The sequence below is a fragment of the Aeromonas sp. R7-5 genome (assembly GCF_040908015.1).
Lineage (GTDB): Bacteria > Pseudomonadota > Gammaproteobacteria > Enterobacterales > Aeromonadaceae > Aeromonas > Aeromonas caviae.
On the sequence record NZ_JBFOCZ010000026.1, the window covers coordinates 122784 to 134957 of the forward strand.

Below are 12174 nucleotides of genomic sequence, written 5' to 3' on the forward strand. Positions count from 1 at the left end.
TCCCCTTCCCCGCCCTTTCGTCTCAAGCCACGCTCTTCAGGGGCTTCCCCTTTGGCAGTTCAGTATCCAGCTTGTCTTCTTTGGGTGGATTCCCCTGCCCTTTTCCACCGCGCAATACCTGCTGCAACTGATCCCGCTGCTCGGCCAGATAAAAGGCCAGACTCTCCTGCTGCTCCGGTGCAAGCGCGACCGGCGCACCCGCCAGCAGTGTCATCAGCTCATCGGCGGTGTCCAGCAGTTTGTCATAGGCATCCGCCTCTTTCTTGCTGGCAAAGGTCATCTTCTCCACTCCCCCACGTACCACAACATACTTGATCTCAACGGCCATCGCGGCGCCCTCCTGATGATAGTGATTGCAAGTATATGTACGTATATACAGTATTGCAAATACCCTCAGCATGTCGGCATGCATCGCCAGCCCCTGCTTGGCTGGCGGCGGCCAGTTCACAGCGGAAAACACGTCTTTTCAAAGGGGGGTGTGCAGCGCGGCAAGACAGGGCAGGCGTTTTAAGGTAAATTTCATCAATTCCTTCAACAGGTTGAATCGTATGTCGGATCCGCACTCGGTGATTGTCTGTCCGGCCTGTGACTTGCTGATCGAACGCAAGTTGCTGCCACTGCGCCGTCACGCCCATTGCCCCCGCTGTCATCAGCATCTGTATGGGCGCTATGCCTTTCGCCCTTCCCAGTTGATGGCGCTGACCATCACCGGATTCCTGTTGCTGCCTTCCGCGTTTTTTGAGCCTTTGATCTATCTTCGTCTGGCGGGCGTGAACTCGGACGCCAACCTGATCAAGGGAATTATGATGCTGTATGCCGAGAGCGAGCTCTGGGTGGCAACACTGGTGCTCTGGTGCGCCGTGCTGGCGCCGACGGGGCTGCTGCTCGGGATCTTTGCCCTCGCCTCCGGCCTGGCCAAGCGCTGGCATCTGCTGGCGTGGACCCTCAAAGCGGTCGAGGTATTTCGCCACTGGGCCATGCTGGAGGTGTACATCGTCAGCCTGCTGGTCGCCCTGTTCAAGCTTATCGACATCGCCGACGTGCGCCTGGGAGGCGGTCTGCTGAGCCTGGGTTGTCTGATGCTGCTCAACATGACGCTGCTGATCCTCTTTGATCCTGCCCCTTACTGGGAGCGGATTCCGCTGCAACATGCCTCCCGGGAGCCGGACCATGTCCCCGATCAGCGCCCGTGAACTGGGGCTTTGCCGCTGCCATACCTGCGGGTTGCTGGTGCGCCATCAACACGGCATGAGCTGCCCTCGTTGTCACACCCCCTTGCAGATGCGCATCCCCCATTCCCTCGCCTGGTCATGGGGCCTGCTGGCGCTGGCCACCTTCATGTTGTTGCCTGCAAACCTGCTGCCCATCACCCATTTCTACAACAAGGGATTATTGCAGTCCGATACCATTTTCAGCGGTATCATGGCGCTCTATCGCAGCAAGATGTCCGGCATCGCCACCATAGTACTGACCGCGAGCATCATCGTGCCCATCGGCAAGATCCTGGGTCTTGGCTGGATCTGCTGGCAGTTGCAGCGCAGCAAGCCGGTGCGCCGCAAACGCCAGCTCGTCATGTACCGCATCATCGATTTCATCGGACGCTGGTCCATGCTGGACCTGTTCGTCATCTCGCTGATGGTGGCCCTGGTGGATCGCGGCGTGCTGCTCAACGTGCGTGCCGGCCCCGGGGCGACGGCATTCGCCGGCGTGGTGGTGCTCACCATGATGTCGGCCAGGATGCTCGATACCCGCCTGTTGTGGGACAAGGCGGCCCGTTAATGTTTTTTGTGTCGAACGCGCTGTGCATCACAGCCAATGTAAGGAGTCGGTATGGTCGGGGCTGAGCCCGTCATTGAGAAGCACCGCTGGTTATCACCGGTCTGGTTGCTGCCCTTCATCGCCCTCTTGCTGGCGGGAGGCTTTCTCTACCAGCAGTGGACGAGCAGTGGTCAACTCATTCGCATCAACTTTGCCCAGGGCAACGGTATCTTGCCGGGCAAGACCCAGTTGCGCTATCAGGGGGTCGCCATCGGCGTGGTCCAGGAGCTGGAACTGGCACAGGATGGTCGCAAGATTGCGGTGCTGGCCAAGGTGGACAGCCGTGCCCGCTCCCTCATACGCAAGGGCTCCGACTTCTGGCTGGTGAGTCCGAAGGCGTCACTGACCGAGATCTCCGGCCTGGACACCCTGGTGTCAGGCAACTACATCAACCTGCAACCCGGACGGGAGAACAACCCGCTGGAGGATGAGTTCGATGCCCTGGATGGCCCTCCCCCCGGTTATCAGGCCCAAGGGCGCACCCTGCACCTGACAGCCGATTCTCTGGGGTCGGTGGGCATCGGCGCCAAGATCTATTTCCGCGGGCTGGAGGTGGGCAGTGTCATCAACACCCGTCTTGGGGAAGAGAACCAGAACGTGATCCTGGATCTGGTGATCGAGCCGCGCTTCGAGCACCTCGTCAAGGCGGATACCCGATTCTGGAACATCAGCGGCATCAAAGGCTCCTTCAGCCTGGCTGGCGTCAGCGTGGAGGCGGGCAGCCTCACCTCCATTCTGAGCGGCGGCATTGCGTTTGACTCCCCCAAAGATTCTCCCGTGGCGCAAAAGGGGGTCAACTTCATCCTCTACAAGGGGTTGGCCGAGGCCGCCCGGGGTGAGCGCATCACCATCCAGGCGGGGACTCTGCCCATCAAGGAAGGGATGCCCATCCTCTATGAGGGCATCGAGATTGGACGAGTCGACCCCATTCGCCTCACCGAACAGGGACGGAGCGTGACGGCCCTCATCAACCCCGAACAGGCGTTCCGGGTGACCGGCAAGAGTCGTCTGGTGTGGGAGACGGTCTCTCTCTCCCCTGCCGGGATCAAGCATGCGGATCGCCTGCTGGCCGGGCCCGCCATTCGTCTGGACTATGAACCCGGTAAACGGGTCAACACCATGACCCTGGAGAGCCAGGCACAGCGCGGCGGCATCAAGCTGACCCTGCAGGCAGAGGATCTCGCCGGTTTGAGCGAAGGGGCTCCGCTCTGGTTCAAGGGGTTGCAGATAGGTCAGCTCGGGGCACTGACCCTGGATGCCGGCGGCAATGCCAGTGTCGAGTTGCTGGTGAACGAGCGTTATCGCCATCTGCTGCAACGGGCTCGCTTCTATCGCGCCGCCCCCTTGCAGGTGGAGGCGGACCTCAGCGGTATCAAGGTGGAGACCAGCCCGGCCAGTGCCTGGTTGGCGGGGGGCATCAAGCTGGTACAGGCTGCGAAGGGTGACAGGATTGACCGCCTCTACCCCAGCCAGGAGCTGGCCCTGCTTGGGAGCCGCCATGCCAAAGCGGTCAGCTGGACGCTGCGTGCCGCTCAGGCTGATGGTATCGGTGTGGGCTCCCCCGTCCTCTACCTGGGACTGGAAGCGGGCAAGGTCAAGGCGCTGGATGCCGATGATCGCGGGGTGGCCATCACCCTGGAGATCGATGCCATCTATGCTCCTTTGCTCAAGCAGCAACCCCAGTTCTGGAAGAAGGCCGCCATCGACGGCAAGATCCGGCTCGACGGCGTGCAGGTCAAGATGGGGAACCTCGCCACCCTGCTGCGTGGTGCCATCGAATTCGACAAGCTGGGGACAGGTCGCAGCAGTCATCAGCTCTTTGACAGCAAGGAGCAGGCAAGCTCCCAGGTGCGCACCCTCACGCTCACGGCGGATCACAACCCGGGTCTCGGGGTCGGCAGCCCCATCCGCTATCGCGGAGTGGACATCGGCAAGGTGGAGCAGGTGGAACTGGATCCGACCCTGGGCCAGGTAAGCTTCAAGGCCGAGCTGAATGAGCAATATGCCGCGCGTTTCCTGCAATCCGGGGCACGCTATGCCCTGGTGCAGGCCAAGGTCGGGCTGGGGGGGGTTGCCCACCTCGATACCCTGATCAAGGGGGCCTTTGTGGAGGCGACACCGGGCCGGGGGGCTGGCAAGGAGACCTTCCCCTTGAGCCAGAGTGGCCCCGCCGGTCTTGCCCTGACCCTCAAGAGCCCCTCCGTCGATGGCATCAGCGTGGGCAGCCCCCTGCTGTTTCGCAAGATGGTCGTGGGCAGCGTCACCGGCGTGACCCTGGCCCGGGATGGCAGTGAGGTACTGATCGATGTGAATGTGGATGGACAGTACGCCCATCTGATACGCGCCAATAGCCGCTTCTGGAATGTCTCCGGGGTCAAGGCCGATATCGGGCTGACCGGTGGCACCATCGAGGTCGAAACGGTGCAAAGCCTGCTGGCAGGCGGGATTGCCTTCAATACGCCGGAGCGGGAAATGGGCGCGACCGTCAAGGCGGGCCATCGTTATCCGCTTCATGTCAAGGCAGAGAAAGAGTGGCTGGAGTGGAGCCCCCGCATCTTGCCCTGAGTTATTCCCCTGTTCGTCAAAAACCGGCCTTGTGCCGGTTTTTTTATGGCCTCATGGACTCCCCCATCAAGAAGGGCCGCGCACTGTGGTAAGATGTCGCCCCTCATTTTGGGTCAGCGAGATTGCGCCGTGCACGACAACACCTACCTCCCCGATCACTTCCTGCGTCACATTGCGGAGTTCATGCCATCCCATCTCTCCATGGAGGCATTCGTGGCGAGTTGCCGGCAGCCGCTGCGGCGCAGCATCAGGGTCAACACCCTCAAGATCACGGTATCCGAGTTTGTCGCCCGTATGGCGCCGCTTGGTTGGCAGCTGGATCCCGTGCCCTGGTGTGCAGCCGGCTTCTGGCTCACCCGCAGCGATGAGAGCGTTCCCCTTGGCAACACGGCCGAGCATTTGTGCGGCCTCTTCTATATCCAGGAAGCGAGCTCCATGTTGCCGGTGACGGCGCTCTTTGCCAGTGAGCAAACCAGACGGGATGGCATGTTGCTGGACGCGGCCGCCGCCCCTGGCTCCAAGACTACCCAGATCGCGGCGCTGATGGAAAACCGCGGCATGCTGATCGCCAACGAGTTTTCCAGCAGCAGGTTGAAAGTGCTGAGCGCCAATATCCAGCGCTGCGGTGTGACCAACGTCGGCATGACCCATTTCGATGCCAAGGTCTTTGGCCAATGGCTGCCTGAAACCTTCGACGCCATCCTGCTCGACGCCCCCTGCTCCGGCGAGGGGACGGTGCGAAAAGATGAAGACGCGCTGCGCAACTGGAGTCTCGAGAGCATCGACGAGATTGCCGCGGTGCAGCGTGGCCTGCTGGAGAGCGCTTTTCACGCCCTCAAACCCGGCGGCGTACTGGTCTACTCCACCTGCACCCTGAGCCTGCAAGAGAATCAGGCCGTCTGTCAGTCACTGCAAGAGAAGTTCGGCGATGCCTTCAGCTTTGACTCGTTGGCCGATCTCTTTCCGGGGGCGGAGAAAGCCTGTACGCCGGAGGGATACCTGCATGTGTGGCCCCAGATCTTCGACAGTGAGGGCTTTTTCGTTGCCCGGTTGCACAAGCATCACTCCGTGCCCAACACCATGTTCAAACCGGGCAAGCTCGGCAAGTTCCCCTTCTCGCCGCTGCCAGAGAAAGAGGCCGGCCCCATGCTGCGGGAGATTGAAGGGAATTTTGGCATCGTGCCCCATGGCCAACTGTTTGGCCGCAATGACGAGATCTGGCTCTTCCCTCACGCCTTCGAGCAGGTACAGGGGAAGCTGCGTTTCGATCGCATCGGCATCAAGCTGGCTGAGACCTTCAAGAAGGGATATCGATTGACCCATGAATGGGCTCTGGCTTACGGCCATGAGGCGAGCAAGGGATGCGTCGAGCTGGATGCCGCCAATGCCCGTGAATTCATGATGGGACGAGATGTCTGGCCAGAGCAGGATGCCGGGACTGGGGAAGTGATCGTTCGTTACCAGGGGCACCCGCTCGGCATGGGGAAATGGGTGGGGAGTCGCATCAAGAATGCCCTGCCCCGGGAGCTGGTACGGGACAACAACCTGTTCAATGCGTGAGAGTGGGGTCGCTCGAGCAAAAACAGCGCCTGTTCGAGTCTGAAAAACCCCCACTCTGGTTGAACTTTTATCCGGTTCTTGAAATGCCTAGAGCCTTGTCTAAGCTTAAGGCTATCCGCATACCAGTTAGCGCACGGCTCTGCAAGGAGCCAATTCCCCTATGCCAGGTACAAGGAATTCGTACCTGGCTTTTTTTGTCTTCCTTTTTCAACCATATTGGCACGATACCATCGTCTATTCGAGCATGTCTGCCGACTCGGGAATATCGCTCTGCTGCGCGTTGGTCATTTGTTGCAGTTCGTGCTGATAGAGCAGATCGATTGCCTGCTCGATGATGGAGGCCTGACTGTCTTCCAGTTGTTGCCCCAGCATAGCCAACCGCTCTGCATGACGATTGCTTATCCAGCATTGCAACCGGCTGTGGGTTTCCTGCTTGCGCTTCACGTGCTGGCGCTGCCGTTCGGCATTCTCTTGCGCAGCGCTTTTCTTCAATTCCTGGCTATCGTGACCTTCCGACATGTCTATATCGTGAATGTTATCTCTCATTTTTCGTTGGCATCTTCTACGAAAGTAAATCGGATTACGACTCCCCCACCGTCATGATGTCTGTGGACGACGACATGAATATATCACCAGATCAACAGGATATCATTTAACATAAAAAATGGAGAGGCGCGGTTTTTCTATAACAACCCATCCAGGGCGTGATCCGAGAACTTGTGTGCATCATCGAAATATTCCTGCAAGGTGCGCATGTCCTTGTGCCTTGTCACCTCGATGATCTTGTTCATCGGCTTGCCCGCCGTCACCGCCGAGGTGATGAACCCCCGCCGCAAACTGTGGCCACTGACATGGAGATCGTCGATGGCCTGGCCGGTTCGCCGCTTGATCATCAGGTTGATACCTTGCGGCCCCAGGGGGTCTGTCATCAGCTGTCCCCAGCGATTCATTCGACGAAACAGGGGACCCTCAGCAATCCGGCTTTTTTTCAGCCATTGTTGCAGTGCAGAGACCGGGCAATACCGGGTTCCTGGAATGAGTGCTATCTCCGATTCATGGAGCTGATGTTTGCTTGGTTTGAGACAAAGGCGTATCCCCTGCCCCACAAACTGCACGTCATTCACCTCGATCCTGGCCGCTTCCGATCGGCGCAAGGCGCCACTGAACATCAGGAGCAACAGGGTGTAATCCCGAAGTCCCGCCAGGTTGCTGGTATCTATCTCGTCCAGCACGCAGGCCAATGGTTTCAGGGTCAGCGCCCCCGTTTTGCGTTTGCGGTTATCACCGAGCCGTACTATGCCCCGCATCATCTCCTTTATCTCCGCATGCTCGGTCGGCATGGGGTGGATCCCCTTCTGCTTGAAGGCATAGCGAATGCCGGCAAGCCGTCTTACCAGGGTGGCCGGTTTGCGAGGTTCCCCGTTGCGAAGCTCCCCCTTCCCTTCTTCTTTGTCCAGCCAGACCCAGTTGGCCAGGATGCCGTCGGCCTGATCCGCCAGAAAATTCATGATGTCGTGGTGTGTCGTCTGCAAGGGCTCCAGCCCGTGGAGCTGGCACCAGGAGACAAAAATACGGGTATCTGCCTGATAGGCATTGAGGGTGGAGTCGGCTTTAGCGCTGCGCAGGAAGCGTCTTGCCCGGCTGTTCAGCTGAGGATCGAAGACGCTTTGCAAGGATTGCTGAACTGGGTTTTGAAGGCGTGGGTAGTTCACTTAACTCTATGATTTAAAGCGGAGTTTCGGTGGATCTTACAGGATCATTCAGATCTATCAAGTATCGATAATGAATATTATCGATACTTAGGAAGAGTGCTTTTAACCCATTTCAGCTCCCTCATTTATTTCTCAAGTACCCTGTCATCCCTGCTCCGTTTTATCAGGATTGTGGCTTTAATCTCATCAGTATCCACCGCAAAAAAAGTGAGAGATAACAACTTGGCATGATTGTTTTTGGATGGGTAATGATAGTGCTGATTGTCATAGTAAAACGCCCCGCTATGCGGGGCGTTGTCTGTTATCGCTTTGCCAACTTGAACAATTCGAAGAAATTGTGGCTGGTGGCCTCCGCCAATTCAGCGAGCGATATCTGGCGAAGATCCGCGATAAATTGGGCAACGTCGCGAACAAAGGCCGGCTCGTTCTCCCTCCCCCGGTGCGGAACCGGTGCCAGATAGGGAGAGTCGGTTTCAACCAGCAGTCGCTCCAGGGGCAACGCCTTGACCACGGCCTGTAGGGCTGAGGCGTTCTTGAAGGTGGCTATCCCCGAGATGGAAATATAGAACCCCATTGCCATCGCGGCCTCGGCCATTTCGAGGGACTCGGTGAAGCAGTGCAGCACTCCGCCCACCTGTTCGGCCCCCTCCTCTCGCATGATCCGCAACGTGTCTTCCTGGGCATCCCGGGTGTGGATGATGAGCGGTTTGTTCAGTGCCCGGGCTACACGAATATGTTCGCGGAAAGAGGCTTGCTGTACATCCTTGTTTTCCGGTGAATAGAAGTAGTCGAGCCCGGTTTCGCCGATGGCCACCACTCTCTCATCGGCCGCCTGAGTCAGCAGCAAGGCAGCATCCACCCCGGGATCCTGATTGAGCGGGTGAACACCGCAGGAGGCAAACACCTGAGGATAGGGAGCGATGGCCTCCATCATGGTCGGGAACTGGGCCTGGGTCACACTCACGCAGAGAAAATATCCCACGCTCTGCTGCGCCGCCTTGGCCAGCACATCGGCCATGTCGGTCTGCTTGGTGCCATAACTCAAGCGATCGAGATGGCAATGGGAATCAACGAGTAACATAGACAACCTTGTTTATAACCAGCGATTGAGCCAGTTCATCAAATGGATGGTGGGATTGGAAAGCTGTCCTGGCTGACAAGCCTCTTTCAGCACAACCAGCTGCTGTTCAGCTTCCAGGAGCCGTTCGCTGGAGTGTTTCTCTGCCAGTTGCTGGCTGAGTGATGCAAGATCCGGCATTGCCAGTTGATGATTGCCGCAGCCAGCCTGAAGCTTGAGGGCATCGCACAGGAAGAGCTGCAACCAGTGCAGCCGGACCTGAGTATCCTCGGCCAACTGGGCACAGACATTCGCCGCACGGGTGGGGGCCGATGCCAGCGAGACAAATCCGTCGAGCAATGCCCGTCTGGCATCATCTTGCTGTGCTTCGATGTAGCTCAGCACCCGCAGCGGCGCACCCTGGCAGATCCGCACCTGGGCCTGGGTGGCCTGATGGCCCTGCTCGGCGAGCCAGGCAAGGGTCTCCCCCTCAGAGGGGAGCTGGCAGACATGCTTGTGACAACGGCTCAAGATGGTGGGGAGCAGGCGAGATACCCGGGATGCGATGAGCAGCAACAGACTGTCGCCAGCCGGCTCTTCCAGCGTCTTCAGCAAAGCATTGGCGGCAGACTCCGTCATGCGCTCCGCCTCCTGAATGATCACCACCTTTCCGCGACCGAGCTGGGACGTGCTCTGGAGACGGCTGCAAATCTCCCGGATGGCTTCGACACCTATGGTCTTGCCCTCGGGCCCCAGGGTGCCAAGATCCGGGTGATGCCCCTTCTCAAAAAGCTGGCAGGAGTGGCACTGACCGCAGGGCTCACCTCGTTGTGGATGCTGACACAGGTGCAGTCGCGCCAGTCGCTCTGCAAGCTGCTCCTTGCCAAGGCCGGGATCGCCTAGCAGCAACCAGGCGTGCCCGAGCCGTCCGGCCCGGGCCGTCTCGCTCAAGGCATGCCAATCCGGGATCAGCCAGGGATACATAGTCCCTCGCTTGCCAGATAATGCTCAAGAGCTGCCTCGATGGCGGCTTTGACTTGCTCCGGGGGCAATCCGGCATCGATGACCTGGATGGAATCATCGGCGGCCGCCAACTCGAGGTAACGCTGGCGGGTACGTTCAAAGAAGCCGATCTGCTCCAGCTCAATCCTGTCCAGCTCGCCGCGATGGCGGGCCCGCTGCAGGCCGATGGCAGGATCGATGTCCAGATAGAGCGTCAGATCCGGCTTGAAATCCCCGAGGACCGCCCGTTTGATGGCGCCGATGAGGTTCGCATCGATGCCGCGGCCACCCCCCTGATAGGCCTGGGAGGAGAGATCGTGGCGATCGCCCACTACCCAGATGCCGTCTGCCAAGGCAGGCTTGATCCGGGTCTCCACCAGTTGTACCCGGGAGGCGTACATCAACAGCAGCTCGGCCTCGACTGTCAGGCGCTCGTCGTGCACTTCCTTGACGATGGCCCGCATCCGCTCGGCCAGCGGCGTGCCGCCCGGCTCACGGGTACACTCGAGCCGAGCCACGCCGTGGCCATGCAGATAGTCGGTCACATAACGCACCGCGGAGCTCTTCCCTGCTCCTTCCAGTCCTTCAATCACGATAAATTTAGACATTAGGGTTTCTTCAATATGTATTCGCGGACCGCCCGATTGTGTTCATCGAGGGTCTTGGAGAAGTAGTGGGCACCGCCCCCCTTGGCAACGAAGTAGAGATAGTCGGTCGATTTGGGGTTGAGCGCCGCCTCGATGGAGGCCTTGCCCGGCATGGCGATGGGCGTCGGAGGCAGACCATCGATCACATAGGTGTTGTAGGGGTTCACGTCGGTCAAATCGCTGCGGCGAATGTTGCCATCGAACCTGTCCTTCACCCCGTAGATGACGGTAGGGTCGGTCTGCAACTTCATGCCAAGGCGTAGGCGGTTGACGAACACAGAGGCAATCTGGGCCCGTTCATCCGGTTGGCCCGTCTCTTTTTCGATGATGGAGGCCATGATGAGCGCCTCATAGGGTGTCTTGTAGGGCAGATTGGCCTGACGCTTCTCCCAGGAAGCCTCCAGGAACGTTTTCATGTCCTGATAGGCGCGGCGCAGGATGGAGAGATCGCTGGCATGAGTGGTATAGGCGTAGGTTTCCGGCAGGAACCATCCCTCCAGCTTGCCATTTTCGATGCCGAGTTCCTGAGCCAGCTCGGTTTCGCTCTGCTCCAGAGTCAGGCGCTCCAGATAGGGGGCACTGGAAAGTTGCTTCAGCCAATCCTCAAATCGGGACCCTTCGACAAAGGTCAGGCTGAAGTGAAACTCCTTGCCGGAAGCAAAGAGAGAGAGGGTCTCCTTGAGCGGCGCCCCTTCCTTGATTTCATAGGTGCCGGACTTGATGGCCACCAGTTCGGGATGACCGCGCAACCAGAGACGCACCGCCCAGGGGCTGGTTTCCCCCTCCCCCAGTTCGGCAATCAGGCGCGCCGCATGGGCGCCTTTTTCGACGGTAAAGAGGCGGGTTGGCCCCTTGTTGGTGAGCGTCTCCACCTGTTGCCACTTGTGATACACGTACCCTCCGGCAACGGCGACAGAGAGTGCCGCCCCCGCGAGCAGGGTGTAAAGCCGATTAAACTTCAATGACCAAGCGCTCCTGTAAACGGCGAATCAATACCGGACTGGGATAGTGCATATCCCCGATGCTGGTGACCGGGACAATCCCCATCAGGGTATTGGTCAGCCAGACCTCTTCCGCCTGCCAGAGTGACTCCAATGGAGCCTCTACGACACGCAGTTCAATGCCCATCTGTTTAAGCATCGTCATCACGCGCTTGCGCATGATGCCATCGATCCCGGCGCGGGTGAGATCCGGTGTGAACACCGTCCTGCCACGACGCCAAAACAGATTCGCGCTGACCCCTTCTATCAGAAATCCCCGGCTGTTCAAGACTATACCTTCGACCCCGCCACGCGCAGCAAGTTCGCGCTTCAGCATCACTTGTTCGAGGCGCCCCAGCGTCTTGAGACCGGCGAGCATGGGACTGTCCCCAAGCTGCTGCTGGCATACCAGGGCATTGATGCCGGTTTGCTGCCAATCATGATAATGCTCAGGATAAGGTGCCAAAGAGACGATGCGAGTGGGCGTGTCACAGCCTGCGCCGTCATATCCCCGCCCACCGGCGCCCCGGGTCAGCATTATCTTGACGACAGCCTGTGTCTGCCCAGAAGCCAGCTGCGCCGCTTCGTCGGCAAGCAGGTCCCAGGAGTGCTCGCCAAAACCAAGCCGGGCGTTGGCATGTTGCAGCCGGGCCAGATGGTCCTGCCACCAGAGTACCTTCCCTTCCCTCACCAGCATGGTGGTGAAATGACCATCACCGTATGCCAGACCACGATCCCTGGCTGACAGTGTGTCTGTGGGTATTCCATTAATCAGCAAGGGGATCCCTCCGATAAAAAAGGCCCGATACTGCCGTATCGGGCCTTATCATTCG

The 12174-nt window shown here is 59.1% G+C and carries 12 protein-coding genes; 4 read left to right on the top strand and 8 right to left on the bottom strand.

Annotated elements, in window-relative coordinates:
• Positions 1-22: 22 nt before the first annotated feature.
• Positions 23-328: a YebG family protein gene (locus tag AB5Y53_RS09180; protein ID WP_039041159.1), complete on the bottom strand. Its 306-nt coding sequence runs from the start codon at positions 326-328 to the stop codon at positions 23-25.
• Between the two features lie 220 nt (positions 329-548).
• Here AB5Y53_RS09180 and AB5Y53_RS09185 point away from each other — a divergent pair, with 220 nt between their 5' ends.
• The 4 genes from AB5Y53_RS09185 (at position 549) to rsmF (ending at position 5943) form a co-directional block, all read left to right on the top strand.
• A complete protein-coding gene (locus AB5Y53_RS09185; RefSeq protein WP_010674754.1) occupies positions 549-1193 on the top strand; it encodes a paraquat-inducible protein A in 645 nt (214 codons plus the stop codon).
• Positions 1171-1779 (top strand): paraquat-inducible protein A, encoded by a 609-nt coding sequence (locus AB5Y53_RS09190; RefSeq protein ID WP_010674753.1) that lies wholly within the window; start codon positions 1171-1173, stop codon positions 1777-1779. Before AB5Y53_RS09185 ends, AB5Y53_RS09190 begins: the two co-directional genes overlap by 23 nt.
• A 51-nt stretch (positions 1780-1830) precedes the next feature.
• Positions 1831-4383, top strand: a complete 2553-nt coding sequence (locus tag AB5Y53_RS09195; protein WP_368181745.1) for an MlaD family protein — start codon at positions 1831-1833, stop codon at positions 4381-4383.
• Positions 4384-4512: 129 nt separating this feature from the next.
• Entirely contained in the window at positions 4513-5943 is a 1431-nt protein-coding gene (rsmF, locus tag AB5Y53_RS09200) for a 16S rRNA (cytosine(1407)-C(5))-methyltransferase RsmF (RefSeq protein WP_368182009.1), read from the top strand.
• Positions 5944-6177: 234 nt separating this feature from the next.
• On the opposite strand, the gene AB5Y53_RS09205 is transcribed toward rsmF, so the two are convergent.
• The 7 genes from AB5Y53_RS09205 to pabC all read right to left on the bottom strand — a co-directional run bounded on the left by AB5Y53_RS09205 (position 6178) and on the right by pabC (position 12119).
• Entirely contained in the window at positions 6178-6462 is a 285-nt protein-coding gene (locus AB5Y53_RS09205) for a RepB family protein (protein ID WP_368181747.1), read from the bottom strand.
• 164 nt (positions 6463-6626) lie between these two features.
• Positions 6627-7655, bottom strand: coding sequence for a tyrosine-type recombinase/integrase (locus AB5Y53_RS09210; protein WP_327787960.1), 1029 nt, complete (start codon positions 7653-7655; stop codon positions 6627-6629).
• 301 nt (positions 7656-7956) lie between these two features.
• Positions 7957-8736, bottom strand: coding sequence for a TatD family hydrolase (locus tag AB5Y53_RS09215; protein ID WP_368181749.1), 780 nt, complete (start codon positions 8734-8736; stop codon positions 7957-7959).
• A gap of 12 nt (positions 8737-8748) precedes the next feature.
• The gene (holB, locus tag AB5Y53_RS09220) at positions 8749-9696 is read right to left on the bottom strand and encodes a DNA polymerase III subunit delta' (protein WP_368181751.1); all 948 of its coding nucleotides are present in this window, start codon (positions 9694-9696) and stop codon (positions 8749-8751) included.
• Complete coding sequence (gene tmk, locus AB5Y53_RS09225; RefSeq protein ID WP_368181754.1) at positions 9681-10322, bottom strand: dTMP kinase; 642 nt, start codon at positions 10320-10322, stop codon at positions 9681-9683. Before tmk ends, holB begins: the two co-directional genes overlap by 16 nt.
• Complete coding sequence (gene mltG, locus AB5Y53_RS09230) at positions 10322-11323, bottom strand: endolytic transglycosylase MltG (protein ID WP_201888737.1); 1002 nt, start codon at positions 11321-11323, stop codon at positions 10322-10324. Before mltG ends, tmk begins: the two co-directional genes overlap by 1 nt.
• A complete protein-coding gene (gene pabC / locus AB5Y53_RS09235) occupies positions 11313-12119 on the bottom strand; it encodes an aminodeoxychorismate lyase (protein ID WP_368181757.1) in 807 nt (268 codons plus the stop codon). The genes mltG and pabC overlap by 11 nt, the downstream gene beginning before the upstream one ends.
• Positions 12120-12174 lie beyond the last annotated feature (55 nt).